Origin of the sequence: Shinella granuli, assembly GCF_004341885.1 — a bacterium.
GTDB classification, from domain to species: Bacteria; Pseudomonadota; Alphaproteobacteria; order Rhizobiales; family Rhizobiaceae; genus Shinella; species Shinella granuli.
The window spans coordinates 102,863-120,397 of the sequence record NZ_SLVX01000007.1 but is presented as its reverse complement, the minus strand read 5'-3'; the positions used below and the strand labels follow the sequence as shown (position 1 = coordinate 120,397).

General features: G+C 64.5%; 13 protein-coding genes. All 13 read right to left on the bottom strand.

The window, feature by feature from the left end:
- Window positions 1-83: 83 nt before the first annotated feature.
- Complete coding sequence (gene clpB, locus EV665_RS13615; protein ID WP_133034503.1) at window positions 84-2,690, bottom strand: ATP-dependent chaperone ClpB; 2,607 nt, start codon at window positions 2,688-2,690, stop codon at window positions 84-86.
- Between the two features lie 252 nt (window positions 2,691-2,942).
- Complete coding sequence (locus EV665_RS13610) at window positions 2,943-3,620, bottom strand: DUF4167 domain-containing protein (RefSeq protein WP_133034502.1); 678 nt, start codon at window positions 3,618-3,620, stop codon at window positions 2,943-2,945.
- Window positions 3,621-3,948: 328 nt separating this feature from the next.
- Window positions 3,949-4,821: a peptide chain release factor N(5)-glutamine methyltransferase gene (prmC, locus tag EV665_RS13605; RefSeq protein ID WP_133034501.1), complete on the bottom strand. Its 873-nt coding sequence runs from the start codon at window positions 4,819-4,821 to the stop codon at window positions 3,949-3,951.
- Entirely contained in the window at window positions 4,818-5,900 is a 1,083-nt protein-coding gene (gene prfA / locus EV665_RS13600) for a peptide chain release factor 1 (RefSeq protein WP_064331809.1), read from the bottom strand. Before prfA ends, prmC begins: the two co-directional genes overlap by 4 nt.
- Window positions 5,901-5,922: 22 nt before the next feature.
- The gene (gene ptsP, locus EV665_RS13595) at window positions 5,923-8,190 is read right to left on the bottom strand and encodes a phosphoenolpyruvate--protein phosphotransferase (RefSeq protein ID WP_064331810.1); all 2,268 of its coding nucleotides are present in this window, start codon (window positions 8,188-8,190) and stop codon (window positions 5,923-5,925) included.
- 86 nt (window positions 8,191-8,276) lie between these two features.
- Window positions 8,277-9,551 carry an aspartate kinase gene (locus tag EV665_RS13590; protein ID WP_064331811.1) on the bottom strand — a complete coding sequence of 425 codons (1,275 nt, stop codon included), beginning with the start codon at window positions 9,549-9,551 and terminating at the stop codon, window positions 8,277-8,279.
- A gap of 193 nt (window positions 9,552-9,744) precedes the next feature.
- Entirely contained in the window at window positions 9,745-11,466 is a 1,722-nt protein-coding gene (locus EV665_RS13585) for an ABC transporter substrate-binding protein (RefSeq protein ID WP_133034500.1), read from the bottom strand.
- 75 nt (window positions 11,467-11,541) lie between these two features.
- The gene (locus tag EV665_RS13580) at window positions 11,542-11,961 is read right to left on the bottom strand and encodes a DUF2160 domain-containing protein (RefSeq protein ID WP_084438163.1); all 420 of its coding nucleotides are present in this window, start codon (window positions 11,959-11,961) and stop codon (window positions 11,542-11,544) included.
- Complete coding sequence (locus tag EV665_RS13575) at window positions 11,961-12,842, bottom strand: carbohydrate ABC transporter permease (protein WP_245507714.1); 882 nt, start codon at window positions 12,840-12,842, stop codon at window positions 11,961-11,963. The genes EV665_RS13580 and EV665_RS13575 overlap by 1 nt, the downstream gene beginning before the upstream one ends.
- Window positions 12,843-12,853: 11 nt before the next feature.
- Window positions 12,854-13,720: a carbohydrate ABC transporter permease gene (locus EV665_RS13570; RefSeq protein WP_064331813.1), complete on the bottom strand. Its 867-nt coding sequence runs from the start codon at window positions 13,718-13,720 to the stop codon at window positions 12,854-12,856.
- Window positions 13,721-13,722: 2 nt separating this feature from the next.
- Window positions 13,723-14,793 carry an ABC transporter ATP-binding protein gene (locus tag EV665_RS13565; protein WP_064331814.1) on the bottom strand — a complete coding sequence of 357 codons (1,071 nt, stop codon included), beginning with the start codon at window positions 14,791-14,793 and terminating at the stop codon, window positions 13,723-13,725.
- 10 nt (window positions 14,794-14,803) lie between these two features.
- Window positions 14,804-15,886, bottom strand: a complete 1,083-nt coding sequence (locus tag EV665_RS13560; protein ID WP_133034499.1) for an ABC transporter ATP-binding protein — start codon at window positions 15,884-15,886, stop codon at window positions 14,804-14,806.
- A 40-nt stretch (window positions 15,887-15,926) separates the two neighbouring features.
- Entirely contained in the window at window positions 15,927-17,444 is a 1,518-nt protein-coding gene (gene glpD / locus EV665_RS13555; RefSeq protein ID WP_064331816.1) for a glycerol-3-phosphate dehydrogenase, read from the bottom strand.
- Between the last annotated feature and the right edge of the window lie 91 nt (window positions 17,445-17,535).

Genomic DNA, 17,535 nt, shown 5'->3' with positions numbered 1-17,535 from the left:
CAAGGCATGGCCGGCGGAAGGCATGAAACGCAAGAAGCGCGGGCAGAGCCCGCGCTTCGTTCTGGTCAGGACCGGAGCCTGCCTCAGGCGGCCTTGCTTGCCGCGACGGCGCGCGGCGAGAAGAGCAGCCGGTCGGAACCGGCGGTCACCTTGACGGTCGAGCCGTCCGGGATATCCCCGGCAAGGATCTTCTCCGCCAGCGGATCCTGAAGATGCTTCTGGATCGCCCGCTTGAGGGGACGCGCACCATAGACCGGGTCGTAGCCCTTCTCGGCCAGCCAGTGCACGGCGTCCTCGTCGAGGTCGAGCACGATCTTGCGATCCTCCAGCAGCTTGCGCAGGCGCGTGAGCTGGATGTCGACGATCGCGCCCATTTCCGACCGCCGGAGGCGATGGAACAGGATGATCTCGTCGATCCGGTTCAGGAATTCCGGCCGGAACGCCATCTTGACGACATCCATGACCTGGTCGCGGACGCTGTCGCTGTCCTCGTTCTCGCCGAGTGCCGTCAGATATTCGGCACCGAGGTTCGAGGTCATGATGATCATCGTGTTGCGGAAGTCCACGGTACGGCCCTGGCCATCGGTCAGGCGGCCGTCGTCGAGGACCTGCAGGAGCACGTTGAAGACATCCGGATGCGCCTTCTCGATCTCGTCGAACAGCACGACCTGGTAGGGCCGGCGGCGGACGGATTCGGTCAGCGCACCGCCTTCCTCATAGCCGACATAGCCGGGAGGCGCGCCGATCAGCCGGGCCACGGAGTGCTTCTCCATGTATTCCGACATGTCCATGCGCTGGATCGCCGTCTCGTCGTCGAAGAGGAAGCGGGCGAGCGCCTTGGTCAGCTCCGTCTTGCCGACGCCGGTGGGCCCGAGGAAGATGAACGAGCCGATCGGCCGGTTCGGATCCTGCAGGCCGGCGCGTGCACGGCGGACGGCGCGGGAAACCGCCTGGACGGCGTCGCCCTGGCCGACGACCCACTTGCCGAGTTCGTCTTCCATGCGCAAGAGCTTGTCGCGTTCGCCTTCCAGCATCTTGTCCACGGGAATGCCCGTCCAGCGGGAGACCACATGGGCGATGTTGTCGGGGGTCACGACCTCCTGCACCATCGGATCGACATCGCCGACATCGCGGCCTTCGGCCTCTTCCAGTTCCTTTTCGAGCTTCGGAATGATGCCGTAGGCAAGCTCGCCGGCGCGCTGGAATTCACCCTTGCGCTGGGAAATGGCAAGTTCGTTGCGCAGCTCGTCGAGCTGGCGCTTCAGGTCGGCGGCGCGGCCGAGCTTCGACTTTTCCGCCTGCCAGCGCGCGGTGAGCGCAGAGGCTTCCTCTTCCAGCGCGGCGAGGTCGATCTCCAGCTTTTCGAGGCGATCCTGCGACGAGCGGTCGGTCTCCTTCTTCAGGGCCTCGCGCTCGATCTTGAGCTGGATGATGCGGCGGTCGAGCTCGTCCAGTTCCTCGGGCTTGGAATCCACCTGCATGCGCAGCCGCGAAGCGGCTTCGTCCATCAGGTCGATCGCCTTGTCCGGCAGGAAGCGATCCGTGATGTAGCGGTTGGAGAGCGTGGCGGCGGCGACCAGGGCCGAATCGGAAATCCGGACCTTGTGGTGCTGCTCGTACTTCTCCTTGAGGCCGCGCAGGATCGAGATCGTGTCCTCGACGGTCGGCTCATCCACCATTACGGGCTGGAACCGGCGTGCGAGCGCCGCGTCCTTCTCGACATGCTTGCGGTATTCATCAAGCGTGGTCGCGCCGACGCAGTGCAGTTCGCCGCGGGCGAGCGCGGGCTTCAGCAGGTTGGAGGCGTCCATCGCCCCGTCCGCCTTGCCGGCGCCGACCAGCGTGTGCATCTCGTCGATGAACAGGATGATCTCGCCGTCTTCCGCCTGCACTTCGGCAAGCACGGCCTTCAGGCGCTCCTCGAATTCACCGCGATATTTCGCACCGGCGATCAGCGCGCCCATGTCGAGCGCCATCAGCTTCTTTTCCTTCAGGCTCTCTGGCACGTCGCCGTTGACGATGCGCAGCGCAAGGCCTTCGGCGATCGCCGTCTTGCCGACGCCGGGTTCACCGATGAGGACCGGGTTGTTCTTCGTGCGGCGCGACAGGACCTGGATCGTGCGGCGGATCTCGTCGTCGCGGCCGATCACCGGATCGAGCCGGCCTTCGCGCGCATCGGCCGTCAGGTCACGGGCGAACTTCTTCAGCGAATCGAAACCCTGCTCCGCGCTCGCCGTGTCGGCGGTGCGGCCCTTGCGGATGTCGTTAATGACCTGGTTGAGCTTGGCCGGCGTCACGCCAGCCTTCGCCAGGATATCGGACGTCGCCGCGGATTTTTCGATCGCGAGCGCCAGGAGCAGGCGTTCGACGGTGACAAAGCTGTCGCCGGCCTTCTTGGCGGTCTCTTCGGCGGTGGAGAAAACCTTTGCAAGCGGCTGGGAGAGATAGACCTGCCCGTTGCCGCCGGAAACTTTCGGCTGCTTGGCAAGCGCGGCATCGTTGGCGATCCGCGCGTCACGCGCATTGCCGCCGGCCCGCTCGATCAACGACGTCGCCATGCCCTGCTCGTCGTCGAGCAGCACCTTCAGGACATGTTCGGGCGTGAACTGCGGATTGCCGTCGGCCAGCGCCTTCGTCTGGGCGGATTGCAGGAAGCCGCGAACGCGTTCGGAGTATTTTTCAATATTCATCATTCACCTCCAGGACTCGGCCGGCCCTTCGAGGCACCGGTCGACGTTTCAGGATAAGGCCCCCATCAAGGCGAGCCTGTCATGCTTGCGATCGTCCGGCCTTGCGACCGATCAACCGCCTGAAGCGAATATGGTGGAGGTTTTTCCGAATTAAAGGGAGCGTCCGGCCGCCGTTCGAGATTTTTCGCAGGCGCCTTGCGAAACGCAAGAACCCGGCACGAGGCCGGGTTCTTCTGGGGTATCGAAATGCCGTTATTCCGAGGCTTCGAGGGCCGGAGCGGCATCGCCGGCGGGCTGTGCGCCCTCACCGGCGGCCTCGGCCTCGCCGCGGCGCGGACGGCGCGGGCGGGGCGTGCTGCGGCGGCGCGCCGGAGCACGGCCGGCGGCGGGAGCTGCAGCTTCGTCCTCGAGCGAGACCTCGGCCGGCGTACCTTCGATCACCGGCTGCGGGCCGGTGCCATCGATGACGGGCTGTTCGACTGCGGCGGGAGCCGCAGCGACCGGGGTCGGCGCAGCAGCGGCAACGGGTGCGGGCTCGTCGACGGCCATCGAATCGATCTCGTCGGAGTCCCGCTCGAAACCGTCGCGGTCGTTATAATCGGTCCGCTCGGCATTGTCGGAGCGCTCGTCCCGCGGGAAGCGGTCCTGCATCTGCGCCTGGGCGGCGGCAATGATGCGGTTGTAGTGCTCGGCATGCTGCAGATAGTTTTCCGCCATGACGCGATCGCCGGCGCTCTGGGCGTCGCGGGCAAGCGCTGAATATTTCTCGGCGATATGCTGGGCCGTGCCCCTGATCTTCACGTCCGGACCGGAACTGTCGTAGGTCCGTGTCAGAGGATTTCCGCCCTTGCGGTGTTGGTTGTTGTTATTGTTGTTATTATTGTTGTTGTTACGCCCGCGGCCGCGCTTGTTTTGCTGTCCTGGCCTCATATGTCACTCACCTAACGTATCGTGTCTTGATGATCATGTGTCTTGACGCCTGATCGGGCCACGCCAGATCAAGCATCCTTACCCGCGGGCAAACCACGCCGGTCGGTGGTCCTGTCGCCGTAAGACGTCAAATTAACAGGTACCCGCACTAGGCAGTCTTCAACCCTAGCAACTCTTCGAGAGAGCAATCCTCGCGATCGGGTCATGCAGGAACGAATCTCTGTGCCATGACCGCTTGCCCAGTGCGTGGCCGCAACCTATCCCGCTTCCTTCCCGATTCCAAGCCTTTTCTTTGCGGTCGCAGAATTTGCTGTGCTTGCGCAGCAAATTACAGGGCAACCGCCCTTGTAAAGAGAAGAACACGGTCGTTGCCGCCAAGATCCTTGATCGCCGCAATCCGCGGAAAACCCTTTTCACGCATGATCGCCGTGACCTGATCCTTCTGGTCGTAACCGATTTCGTAAGCCACCAGGCCGTTATCCCTGATATGATCGCCCGCTCCGGCAGCGATGGCGCGATAGGCATCGAGCCCATCTTCCCCGCCATCCAGTGCCAGTATCGGATCGTGGAGCCGGACCTCGTCGTCCAGCGTTCCGACCACGGAGCGGACGATATAGGGGGGATTTGACACGATGATGTCGAACACCCCGGTCACGGCTGCAAACCAGTCGCTCTCGACCGCCTCGAAGCGATCCGCGACCCCGTTGATATCGGCATTGCGCCGCGCCGTTTCAAGGGCGCCGGCCGAAAGATCGACCCCCACCCCGGTCGCCCCGGGCACGAGATCAAGGAGGGCCAGGCAGATCGCACCCGTTCCGGTGCCGAGATCGAGGATGCGGCAACCGCCCGTCGCACGCACGATCCGCTCTGCATGGGGCACGAGTGCATCGACGAGGACCTCGGTGTCCGGCCGCGGTTCCAGCGTTTGCGGCGACAGCGCCAGGTCGAGCCGGGAAAAGGCCCGGCGGCCAAGGATGCGGTGGACCGGTTCGCGCGCGATACGGCGGGCGAGCGCGTCGTCGACGGCCTGTCGCTCGCCCTCCCCCAGGACGCGATTGCCCTCGGTTATGAAGGATGTCGGCGTCAGGTCCAGCAGACCCATGAGCAGGGTTCGCGCATCGCCGGCTGGGTCTGTGATGCCCGCCCCGGCAAGCCGGCGCCGCGCCGCGGCCAGCACCTCGGCGAGCGTCGCGCCGTTCATCGGCCCTGTTCGCCGAGCTGCGCGAGGAGGCCCGCCTGATAGTCGGCGACCAGGGCATCGACCACCTCATCGATCTCGCCGACCATCATGCGGTCGAGCTTGTAGAGCGTCAGGTTGATGCGGTGGTCCGTGACACGGCCCTGCGGGAAATTGTAGGTGCGGATGCGCTCGGAACGGTCACCCGAGCCGACCTGGCTCTTGCGGTCGGCGGAGCGCTCGCTTTCCGCGCGCTGGCGCTCGATGTCGTAAAGCCGCGAGCGCAGCACCTGCATGGCCTTGGCGCGGTTCTGGTGCTGCGACTTTTCCGAACTCGTCACGACGAGGCCGGTCGGCAGGTGGGTGATGCGCACGGCCGAGTCCGTCGTGTTGACGTGCTGGCCGCCGGCGCCCGAGGAGCGCATCGTGTCGACGCGGATATCCTCCGGACGGATCTCGATGTCGATTTCCTCCGCCTCCGGCAACACGGCGACGGTCGCCGCCGAGGTATGGATGCGCCCGCTCGCCTCGGTCTCCGGAACACGCTGGACGCGGTGCACACCCGATTCGAACTTCAGCTTGGCGAAGACGCCGCGCCCGGTGATGGTCGCGATGATTTCCTTGAAGCCACCGGCCTCGCCCTCGCTGGAAGACAGGACCTCCACTTTCCAGCCATGCGCGGCGGCATAACGCTCGTACATGCGGAAAAGGTCACCGGCAAAGAGCGCGGCTTCCGAGCCGCCCGTGCCGGCGCGGATCTCGAGGATCGCGCTCTTCTCGTCGGCGGCATCCTTCGGGAGAAGCAGGATCTGCATCTCCTTTTCCAGGCCCTCCAGCCGTTCCTTCAGCTCCGGCAGTTCCATCTCCGCAAGATCGCGCATCTCGCGATCCGTCGCCTTGTCGGCAAGCAGCGCGTCGAGATCGGCGATCTCGCCGCTGACCTTCTGGTATTCGCGGATCTTCGCCACAACGGGCTGAAGCTCGGAATATTCGGAGGCAAGACGCACATAGGTCTCCGAATCCGGTCCCGCCGACATGCGCGCCTCGATCTCGCCGAAACGGCGTTCGAGTTCGCGCATCTTTTCAACGGGAAGCTTCGCCACCGTTCAAACTCCAGTCAGGTCTTTAAAGCGGAACGCCGTTCTCGGCCGCGAAATCCGTGAGGATCTGGCGGATCGAGGCCGTCGGCCTGGTGTCGTCGAGCGCCGGCATCAGCACCGCTTCGAGCTTGCCCGCATCGAGCGACAGCAGCATCGACTTGACCGGGCCGATCGCCGCCGGCGACATTGAGACCGAGCGGAAGCCGATGCCGAGCAGCGCCATGGCCGAGATCGGCTTGCTCGCCATCTCGCCGCAAAGCGTCACTGGCGTGTCGTTGCGTATGCCGGCGCGCACGATATCGCGCAGGATGCGCAGGAACGGCCGGCCGAGCGTGTCGAAGCGGTCGGAGACGCGGGCATTGCCGCGGTCGACAGCCATGGCGAACTGGAAGAGGTCGTTCGAGCCGACCGAGACGAAATCGACCTCGGCCATCAGCTCGTCGAGCTGCCAGAGCAGCGCCGGCACCTCCAGCATGGCGCCGAACTGCAGCTTCTTGGGCAGTTGCTCGCCGATCTTCGACTGGCGCTGGATTTCCTTCTGGAGAAGGTCGCGGACCTCCTTCAGTTCGGAAACCTCGGTCACCATCGGCAGCATCAGCCGCAGATCGGCGCCCGCCGCGGCGCGCAGCATGGCGCGAAGCTGGGTGCGCAGGAGGCCCGGCCGGTCGAGCGACAGGCGGATGGCCCGCCAGCCGAGCGCCGGGTTCTCTTCCTCCGCCGCGCGGAAATAGGGCACGACCTTGTCGCCGCCGATATCGAGCGTGCGGAAGGTGACGGGGCGGCCGCCGGCTTGCTTCAGCACGTTGCGATAGAACGCCTCCTGCTCCTCCGCCTTCGGCATGGTCGAGGCGATCATGAACTGGAGCTCGGTGCGGAAGAGGCCGATGCCGGATGCGCCGGATTCGTTGAGATGCGGCAGATCGACGAGCAGGCCTGCATTCATCTGGAGGCTGATCGCGCGGCCATCCTTCGTGACAGGCTCGACTGCGCGCAGCGCCCGGTACTGCTCCTGCCGGCGGGCGCGGAAGCGCACCTTCTCCTCGTAGGAGCGCTGGAGGTCCGGCAGCGGCCGCAGATGCACCCGGCCGTCGTCCCCGTCGATAATGATCGGGTCGCCGTTTTCCGCCAGCGCCACGGCGCCGGCCGCCTGGCCGACCACCGGAATGCCCATGGCCCGCGCGACGATCACCACATGGCTGGTGACGGCACCTTCCTCAAGCACCAGACCGCGCACGTTCTGCCGCGGATAATCGAGCAGCTCCGCCGCCCCCATGGCGCGCGCCACGACGATCGCATCGTTCGGGAAGCTGCTGGCCGAAAGCTTCGCGCCATAGCCGGTGAGCTGGCGCAGCAGGCGATTGGCGAGATCGTCGAAATCGTGCATGCGCTCGCGCAGATAGGGATCCGTCAGGCGGATCATGCGCGCCTTGGTCTCGCTCTGCACGCGCTCGACCGCCGCTTCCGCGGTCAGGCCGTTGCGGATCGCCTCTTCGAGCTTCCTCACCCAGCCGCGGTCATGCGCGAACATGCGGTAGGTTTCCAGCACCTCGCGGTGCTCGCCCTCCATCGACACTTCACGGCGCGACAGCATGTCGTCGATCGAGATGCGTAGCGACCCGAGCGCTTCGGCAAGCCGGCCGAGTTCGTGTTCGGAATCCTCGTTCAGAAGGTTGGTGACGACGATGCGCGGCTCGTGCAGCACGACATAGCCGAGGCCGATGCCCTCGCCGAAGCTCGACCCCTCGATCGCGACGGGACGGGACAGGTCCAGCTCCAGGCCGGGCTTGGTGAGCTTCTTCAGCTCCCCGGTCGCCACCATTTCCGCAATCACCATCGCCGTCGTTTCGAGCGCCTCCACCTCGTCTTCGCGGTAGGTGCGGCTCGCCTTGTTCTGCACGACAAGCACGCCGAGCGCCCTGCCGGTGCGCAAGATAGGAACGCCGAGGAAGGAGTGGTAGATCTCCTCGCCCGTTTCCGGCAGGTAGGTGAAGGCGGGATGCGACTGGGCGTCGGAGAGGTTCAGCGGCCGCGCGGAGGCGGCGATGGTGCCCACAAGGCCCTGGCCCATCTTGAGCTGGGCGAGGTGGACGGCACCGGGATTGAGACCTTCGGTCGCATAGAGTTCGAGCACGCCATCGGAGCGCAGCACGTAGACGGAACACACTTCCGCGACCATGTTCTGCGCGATCTGGCGCACGATCTGGTCAAGGCGCTCCTGCGGCTCGAGCGGCTCCGCCATCAATTCGCGCAGCCGCTTGAGAAGAACGCGCGGACCCGCGGAGAGGTCTCTCATCGCGTGGCGTCTCCCGAAAATAACACTACCCTTGCCGGCGCGGGCCACGCCGGCGATCAGAAGATCGGCGCCGAGTCGGCCGGTCCTTACTTCTTATCGAGACCGTAGACGGAATGCAAAGTCCGAACGGCGAGTTCGGCATAGGGACCGTCGATCAGGATGGAAATCTTGATTTCCGAAGTGGTGATCGCCTTGATGTTGATGCCCTTTTCCGCCAGCGCCTGGAAGGCGGAGGCGGCAACGCCCGCATGGCTGCGCATGCCGATGCCGATGACCGACACCTTGACGAGGCCCGTCTCGTGCTGGATCACGTCGAAACCGACCTTTTCCTTGGCGCCTTCCAGCACCTTGAGCGCCTTCTCCATGTCGCCCGAGGGAACCGTGAAGGTCATGTCGGTCTTGGAGCCGTCCTCGGAAATGTTCTGGACGATCATGTCGACATTGATATGCGCCTCGGCGAGCGGGCCGAAGATCGCGGCCGAGACGCCCGGCCGGTCGGCGACGCGGCGGAGCGAGATCTGCGCTTCATCCTTGGCATAGGCGATGCCGGTTACGACTTCCTGTTCCACGATCTCATCCTCATCACAAATCAGCGTACCGGGCGGGTTCAGAAGATCGCCCATGCCCGGCGCATCGGGATCCTCGAAAGAGGAACGAACGAAGGTGCGCACCTTGTGCACCATGGCAAGCTCCACCGAGCGCACCTGCAGGACCTTGGCGCCGAGCGAGGCCATTTCGAGCATTTCCTCGAAGGCGATTTTCTTCAGGCGCCGGGCCTTCGGCTCGATGCGCGGGTCGGTCGTGTAGACGCCGTCGACGTCGGTATAGATGTCGCAGCGGTCCGCCTTGACGGCGGCGGCGATGGCGACGGCGGAGGTGTCCGAGCCGCCGCGGCCGAGCGTTGCGACGCGGTTGTCCGGGCCGAGGCCCTGGAAGCCGGCGACGACCGCGACCTGGCCCTCGCCCATGCGGCGGATGATCTCCGCGCCGTCGATATCGAGGATGCGGGCTGCGCCGTGCGCATTGTCGGTCCGGATCGGAATCTGCCAGCCCTGCCAGGAGCGGGCATTGATGTCCATCGACTGGAGCGCGATGGCGAGCAGCCCTGCCGTCACCAGTTCGCCGGAGGCGACGATCGCGTCATATTCGCGCGCGTCGTAGAAGGGGGAGTTCGCGCCCGTCACCTTCGGCATGTTCTGCACCCAGGCGACCAGTTCGTTCGTCTTGCCGGACATGGCCGAGACGACGACGGCGACCTCGTGGCCGGCATCGACCTCGCGTTTCACATGGCGGGCCACATTGTGGATACGGTCGAGGTCAGCGACGGACGTTCCGCCGAATTTCATCACGATGCGTGCCATGGTGTGTACCGCTATTTTCAATGTTTCGCGCGAGCGCGCGGGAGAAACCGCGGGGTCTCTTAGCGGAAGACCCCGCGCTGCGCAATGCATGGATTCCGGCTGAGACGAAAAGACCCGCGCACCTTCCGGCACGCGGGTAAAGGGGATCGGATGATGAAGGCCGCGGGCGAAAAACGCCCGCGGCCGGTTCGGCTTACTTCTGCCAGCTCTTGACGAGTTCGTCGTAATTGACGGTGAGCGGCTGTTCCTTCTCGTTCTCGATCTTGAGCTGCGGCGCAAGGTTGCCCTTTGCGACGGCATCCTTGTTCCAGTATTCGAGATCGTGCTCCTCGGCGAGCTTCGGACCCATGTCGCCCATGACGCCGGCGCGTTCGAGGCGCTCCAGCACCTTCTCCTGCTCGGCGCACAGCGAATCCATGGCTTCCTGCGCGCTCTTGGCGCCCGAGGAGGCATCGCCGATCGCCTGCCACCACAGCTGTGCCAGCTTGGGATAGTCCGGGATGTTCGTGCCGGTCGGCGACCACTGCACGCGGGCCGGCGAACGGTAGAACTCGATCAGACCGCCCAGCTTCGGCGCCCGCTCCGTGAAGGACGGATGGGCGATCGAGGATTCGCGGATGAGCGTCAGGCCGACATGGCTCTTCTTGACGTCGACCGTCTTGGAGACGACGAACTGCGCATAGAGCCAGGCAGCCTTGGCGCGGTCTTCAGGCGTCGACTTCAACAGCGTCCAGGAACCCACGTCCTGATAGCCGAGCTTCATGCCGTCCTTCCAGTAGACGCCGTGCGGCGACGGGGCGAAGCGCCACTTCGGCGTGCCGTCCTCGTTAACGACCGGCAGGCCTTCCTTCACGAAGTCGGCGGTGAACGCCGTATAGGTGAACATCTGCTGGGCGACTTCGCCCTGCGAGGGGACCGGGCCGGATTCGGAGAAGGTCATGCCGCCGGCTGCTGCCGGTGCATAGGCCTTCAGCCAGTCGAGGTACTTCTGGATGGCATAGACCGAAGCCGGGCCGTTGGTGTCGCCGCCGCGGGCGACGCACGAGCCGACCGGACGAGAATTCTCGTCGACCTTGATGCCCCATTCGTCGACCGGCAGGCCGTTCGGGATGCCCTTGTCGCCGTTGCCGGCCATCGAGAGCCAGGCATCGGTGAAGCGCCAGCCGAGCGACGGGTCCTTCTTGCCGTAGTCCATGTGGCCATAGACCTTCTTGCCGTCGATCTCGCGGCCGGTGAAGAACTCGGCGATGTCCTCATAGGCCGACCAGTTGACCGGAACGCCGAGGTCGTAGCCGTACTTCTCCTTGAAGTCCGCCTTGTTCTTCTCGTCGTTGAACCAGTCGTAGCGGAACCAGTAGAGGTTCGCGAACTGCTGGTCGGGCAGCTGGTAGAGTTTTCCATCCGGCGCGGTCGTGAAGGACTTGCCGATGAAGTCGTCGAGGTCGAGGCCGGGATTGGTGACGTCCTTGCCCTCGTTCTCCATCCAGTCGGTCAGCGAGCGGGCCTGCTGGTAGCGCCAGTGCGTGCCGATGAGGTCCGAATCGTTGACATAGGCGTCGTAGATGTTCTCGCCCGACTGCATCTGCGTCTGGAGCTTCTCGATGACGTCGCCTTCGCCGATCAGGTCGTGGGTGATCTTGATGCCGGTGATGGCGGTGAAGGCCGGCGCAAGGACCTTCGATTCGTATTCATGCGTGGTGATCGTTTCGGAGACGACCTTGATCTCCATGCCGGCGAAGGGCTTGGCGGCATCGATGAACCACTGCATCTCCGCTTCCTGGCCGGCGCGGTCAAGCGTGGACAGGTCGCCGATTTCCGCATCGAGGAATTTCGTGGCGGCGTCCATGTCCGCGAATGCGGAACCGGTGAACGCCAGCAGCATGACTGCCGTCGTCGTCAGAAGTTGCTTTCGCATATTGATCCTCCCTTAGGGTTTTGCGATTGCATGCGCGAAGGCCCCTATTCTCCCCGGGGCCTCCCTTTCCTTTGCCTAGACGAAGCGGAACACGCCGATGGCGTAGACCACGGACAAGGCAAGAGCCCACCACAGGTTGGGACCGACGAGCCCCAGCCATGCGAGATGAATGAACGCCGAGCCGAGCAGCGACACGAAGAGCCGGTCGCCGCGGGTCGTCTCGAAGCGCAGGATGCCGACGCGCGGGGACCCGCCCGGACGGGCATATTCCCACACCGCCATCAGCGCGATCAGCGTGAAGATCGTCAGGAAGAACATGGCCGTCGGGAACGACCAGGCCATCCAGCCGCCCGGAATGAGCGAGGCGAACCAGTCGCGCGCGCCGTCCTTGACGGGGATCGCCATGACGAGGAGGCCGGTGATGACGGCATAGGCGGCGAGCACGGCGGCAAGCGCCACCGGCCAGCGGTTGTTGCGGTTTGCGACGGCGGCCATCAGACCCTCCCCAGGGCAAAGCCCTTGGCGATGTAGTTGCGGACGAAATAGATGACGAGCGCGCCGGGAATGATGGTCAGAACCCCGGCGGCGGCGAGCACGCCCCAGTCCATGCCCGAGGCCGAGACCGTACGCGTCATCGTGGCGGCGATGGGCTTTGCGTCCGTCGTCGTCAGCGTGCGGGCGATGAGCAGTTCGACCCAGGAGAACATGAAGCAGAAGAAGGCGGCGACACCGATGCCCGAGGCGATCAGCGGCACGAAGATCTTGGCGAAGAACTTCGGGAACGAATAGCCGTCGATATAGGCGGTCTCGTCGATCTCCTTCGGCACGCCGGACATGAAGCCCTCGAGGATCCAGACGGCGAGCGGCACGTTGAACAGGCAGTGCGCGATGGCGACGGCGATGTGCGTGTCGATCAGGCCGAAGGCAGAATAGAGCTGGAAGAACGGCAGCGCGAAGACGGCCGGCGGCGCCATGCGGTTGGTCAGCAGCCAGAAGAACAGGTGCTTGTCGCCGAGGAAGCGGTAGCGCGAGAAGGCGTAGGCCGCCGGCAGCGCCACGGCGACCGAGATGACCGTGTTCAGAACCACGTAGAGGATCGAGTTGATATAGCCCGAATACCAGGCCGGATCGGTGAAGATCACGGTGTAGTTCCGGAGCGTCGGCGACTGCGGCCAGAGCGAGAAGACGCCGGTGATCTCCTGGTTCGTCTTGAAGCTCATGTTGACGAGCCAGTAGATCGGCAGCATCAGGAAGACGATGTAGAGCGTCGGCACGAGCCAGGAGAGGCTGCGCTTCGAGCCGGCCCCGGCCTTCGCGCCGGCATTGCTCGCAACGCTCGTCTGGATTGTGTTTGCGGTGGTTGCCTGTGAGGTCATGGTTTCCTCCCTCACGCCTGTTCGTCGCTGCTGGTCATGACCGTGTAGAAGATCCACGACAGCAGCAGGATGATCAGGAAGTAGATGATGGACATGGCCGCGGCCGGGCCGAGGTCGAACTGGCCGATCGCCATCTTGACGAGGTCGATCGACAGGAAGGTGGTCGAATTGCCGGGGCCGCCGCCGGTGACGACGAAGGGCTCGGTATAGATCATGAAACTGTCCATGAAGCGCAGCAGGAAGGCGATGAGCAGCACGCGCTTCATCTTCGGAAGCTGGATGTAGCGGAACACCGCCCAGCGCGACGCGCCGTCGATCTTGGCGGCCTGGTAATAGGCCTCCGGGATCGAGACGAGGCCGGCATAGCACAGCAGCACGACAAGGCTCGTCCAGTGCCAGACGTCCATGATGATCAGCGTCATCCAGGCATCGAAGACATTATTGACATAGTTGTAGTTGATGCCGAGCGAATGGAGCGTGCGGCCGAGCAGGCCGATGTCGACGCGGCCGAAGACCTGCCAGATCGTGCCGACGACGTTCCACGGAATGAGCAGCGGCAACGCCATCAGGACGAGGCAGACCGGCACGCCGAGACCCTTCTTCGGCATGTTGAGCGCGATCAGGATGCCGAGCGGGATCTCGATGGAAAGGATGATGCCGGAAAAGAGCAGGTTACGGCCGAGCGCCTGCCAGAAGCGGTCGGATTCCAGAACGTCCGAGAACCAGCCGACGCCGTTCCAGAAGAACTGGTTGTTGCCGAACGTGTCCTGGACCGAATAGTTCACCACCGTCATCAGCGGGATCACCGCCGAGAAGGCGACGAGCAGCAGCACGGGCAGGACCATGAACCAGGCCTTGTTGTTCCAGGTCTTGTTCATCGTCAGCCCTCCCTGCCGACACGCCAGGAATCGGCGTAGATGTTGATGGCCGCGGGGTCGAAGGTGACGCGCGGCTCGGCCGGGATCTCGCCGTCCTCGGAAACGACGATGGCGATCGGCTTGCCAGCGAATTCGGCGCGCACGATCTTCTGCCGGCCGATATCCTCGACCTTGCTGATCGAGACGGGCATGCCCTCGCGCGACAGCGAAATGAATTCCGGGCGGATGCCGAGTTCCGTCTTCGCGCCGGCGGCGACCTGCGGCCGGTAGTCGAGCGTAAGCGTCTCCTCACCGATCTTGATGCTGCTGCCGTCGATGGAGGCCGGCAGCACGTTCATGCCTGGCGAACCGATGAAGTAGCCGACGAAGGTGTGGCTCGGCTTCTCGAAAAGCTCGGCCGGCGTGCCGATCTGCACGATCTGGCCGTCATACATGACGACCACCTTGTCGGCGAAGGTCAGCGCCTCGGTCTGGTCATGCGTGACATAGACCATGGTGAAGCCGAACTGCCGGTGCAGCTTCTTCAGTTGCGAGCGCAGCACCCACTTCATGTGCGGGTCGATGACGGTCAGCGGCTCGTCGAAGAGGATGGCGTTGACGTCGTTGCGCACGAGGCCGCGACCGAGCGAGATCTTCTGCTTCTGGTCGGCGGTGAGCCCGCGCGCCGTCTTCTTCGCCCAACTCGAAAGATCGATCATCTCAAGGATTTCGCGCACGCGACGGTCGACTTCGGGCTCGGCAACGCCGCGGTTGCGCAGCGGAAAGGCGAGGTTGTCGTAGACCGTCATCGTATCGTAGATGACCGGGAACTGAAAAACCTGCGCGATGTTGCGCTGCTGCGTCGAAAGGTAGGTGACATCCTTGCCATCGAACAGGATGCGCCCTTCGGACGGCTGCAGCAGGCCGGAGATGATGTTGAGCAGCGTGGTCTTGCCGCAGCCCGAGGGACCGAGCAGCGCATAGGCGCCGCCGTCGTTCCACTCGTGGTGCACTTCCTTCAGCGCATAATCCGCCTCCGATTTCGGCTTTTCGCCGTAGGCGTGGCGGATGTGGTCGAGATTGATGCGTGCCATGGTCTCCTCCTCAGGCCGCCGCGGCCGCGGGTTCCGCGATCGCCCTGCCATCCGTGCCGAAGGCCATCAGGTGGCGCGTGTCGACATGGACGGTGATGACCGCGTCCGGCTCGATGTCATGGATGCCCGGCGAGAGCATGACCCAGCGGCTGCCCTCGAATTCGATGTGAATGAAGCTTTCCGAGCCAGCGATTTCGGAAATCGCGGTGCGCGCCTGAAGGTTTGCGGAAGCCGGATGCTGGCTCGCAAGCGCCAGGTGATGCGGGTGGAAGGCGATGGTGCAGGGGCCGTCCGGAAGCGCCGCGAGATGCGCCGGCACCGGCAGGACCGGCTTGCCGCCGATCTCGAAATGGCCACCGTTCTTCAGCACCTGCATGGTGTTGAGCGGCGGGTCCGCGAAGGTGCGGGCCGTCAGAAGATCGTTCGGACGGCGATAGACGTCGATCGTGCGGCCGAACTGCGTGATGCGGCCCTCCGACAGCGTCGCCGTGTTGCCGCCGAGCAGCAGGGCCTCGGAGGGTTCCGTCGTCGCATAGACGAAGATCGCGCCGGAGGCGGCGAAGATCTTCGGCAGTTCGAGGCGCAGTTCCTCGCGCAGCTTGTAGTCGAGATTGGCGAGCGGCTCGTCGAGCAGCACGAGGCTGGCATTCTTGACGATGGCGCGGGCGAGCGCCGTTCGCTGCTGCTGGCCGCCCGAAAGGTTGAGCGGCGTGCGGTCGAGATAGGGTGTCAGCTTCAGAAGATCGGCCGCCTTGCGCACTTCCCGGTCGATGGTCGCGCTATCGGCGCCCTTGATGCGCATCGGCGAGGCGATGTTCTCGTAGACGGTCAGCGCCGGATAGTTGATGAACTGCTGGTAGACCATGGCGACGCCGCGATCCTGCACGCGCACGCCCGTCACGTCCTTGCCGTCGAACCAGACGGAACCAGATGTCGGCTTGTCGAGGCCGGCCATCAACCGCATCAGCGAGGTTTTGCCCGAAAGCGTCGGGCCGAGCAGCACGTTGAGCGAGCCGCGCTCGAGCACGAGGTTGGTCGGATGGATATGCGTCTCCGCCCCCGCCACCTTCGCGATGTTCTTAAGTTCCAGCATTCCTGTCTCCGTCGTTCCTCCCAGCCACCGGATGAGGGCGCTAGTGGGGAGCCGCCTGTGCGGCCGCCATGTAGTCTTCCAGTGCGGCCGCCTCCGCGGCCGTCAGATGCAATCCGCGTTTGGTCCGCCGCCACAGCACGTCCTCGGCATGCCGGGCCCATTCCTCCTTCATCAGCCAGCGCACTTCACGCTCATAGAGGTCGCTGCCGAAATGCCGGCCGAGATCGTCGATGCCCTTCGCACCGTCCAGCATCGCTGCCGCCCGCGTGCCGTAGAGCCGAACGAGCCGGCGGGCATGGGCCGGGGCGAGGAAGGCGAACCGCGCGGAAAGCGCCTTCACCTCGACATCGAACCCGTCGACCTTGAAATCGCCACCGGGCAGGCGTGAGCCGGCCGTCCAGCGATCTCCCTTCGCGCCGATCGCATCCTCGATCTTCTCCAGCGCCGATTCGGCGAGGCGCCGGTAGGTGGTGAGCTTGCCGCCGAAGATGTTGAGCAGCGGTGCCTGGCCATCGCCGCCCTCGACCTTCAGCACGTAGTCGCGCGTCGCTTCCTGCGCCTTGCTGGCGCCGTCGTCGAAGAGCGGGCGCACGCCGGAATAGGTCCAGACGATGTCGTTCCGCGTCACGGGTTCGGCGAAATATTCGCTCGCCGAGGCGCAAAGATAATCGATTTCCGCGTCGCTGATGCGAACATCCCGGGGATCGCCCTGATAGTCCTGGTCGGTCGTGCCGATCAGCGTGAATTCTTCCTGGTAGGGAATGGCGAACATGATACGCCCGTCCGGGTTCTGGAAGAAGTATGCGCGCGGATCGGAGAACTTCCTCTTCACGACGATGTGACTGCCCTGCACGAGGCGGACATTGTGCACGTCGTTTCGGCCGAAGGCGGTTGAGAGGACCTTGTCGATCCAGGGGCCTGCCGCATTGACCAGCATGCGCGCGCGGACGTTTTCACGCGCGCCCGTCTCGACATTCTCGGTCTCGACGGTCCAGTGGCCGTTTTCGCGGCGCGCGGTGACGACCTTGGTACCGGTGCGGATATCCGCGCCGCGATCGGCGGCGTCACGGGCATTCAGGACGACGAGGCGCGCATCGTCCACCCAGCCGTCGGAATATTCGAAGGCCTTGCGGAAGAGCTTCTTCAGCGGCCCTCCGGCCGGGTCCTTTGCAAGGTCGAGCGTGCGGGTGGCCGGCAACAGCTTGCGCCCGCCGATATAGTCATACAGGAACAGGCCGAGGCGGATGAGCCAGGCCGGGCGCAGGCCGCCCTTCTGGAAGGGCAGCACGAAGCGCATCGGCCAGATGACGTGCGGCGCCATGGCCCAGAGCACTTCGCGCTCCATCAGCGCCTCGCGCACCAGGCGGAATTCGTAATGTTCGAGATAGCGCAGGCCGCCATGGATGAGCTTGGTGGAGGCCGAGGACGTGCCCGACGCAAAGTCCTTCATCTCGGCAAGCACGACCGAATAACCACGGCCCGCCGCATCGCGCGCGATGCCGCAGCCGTTGATGCCGCCACCGATAACGAAAATATCGCGGATCACGTCGCCGTTCAAAGTTCCCTCCCCATTTCGCATCGCACAAATCCTGCGCAGTTGCGAAAGCCAGTGGAGTTAAAACGAAAATATTTCGAATGTCAAACGAATG

Coding starts and splice junctions, on each gene's coding strand:
- EV665_RS13580 (WP_084438163.1), bottom strand. CDS start 11,961: ATGGCCGCCGTCGCAAACCGCAACAACCGCTGGCCGGTGGCGCTTGCC.
- ptsP (WP_064331810.1), bottom strand. CDS start 8,190: ATGAGAGACCTCTCCGCGGGTCCGCGCGTTCTTCTCAAGCGGCTGCGC.
- EV665_RS13560 (WP_133034499.1), bottom strand. CDS start 15,886: ATGCTGGAACTTAAGAACATCGCGAAGGTGGCGGGGGCGGAGACGCAT.
- EV665_RS13590 (WP_064331811.1), bottom strand. CDS start 9,551: ATGGCACGCATCGTGATGAAATTCGGCGGAACGTCCGTCGCTGACCTC.
- EV665_RS13570 (WP_064331813.1), bottom strand. CDS start 13,720: ATGAACAAGACCTGGAACAACAAGGCCTGGTTCATGGTCCTGCCCGTG.
- clpB (WP_133034503.1), bottom strand. CDS start 2,690: ATGAATATTGAAAAATACTCCGAACGCGTTCGCGGCTTCCTGCAATCC.
- prmC (WP_133034501.1), bottom strand. CDS start 4,821: ATGAACGGCGCGACGCTCGCCGAGGTGCTGGCCGCGGCGCGGCGCCGG.
- EV665_RS13575 (WP_245507714.1), bottom strand. CDS start 12,842: ATGACCTCACAGGCAACCACCGCAAACACAATCCAGACGAGCGTTGCG.
- EV665_RS13565 (WP_064331814.1), bottom strand. CDS start 14,793: ATGGCACGCATCAATCTCGACCACATCCGCCACGCCTACGGCGAAAAG.
- EV665_RS13585 (WP_133034500.1), bottom strand. CDS start 11,466: ATGCGAAAGCAACTTCTGACGACGACGGCAGTCATGCTGCTGGCGTTC.
- EV665_RS13610 (WP_133034502.1), bottom strand. CDS start 3,620: ATGAGGCCAGGACAGCAAAACAAGCGCGGCCGCGGGCGTAACAACAAC.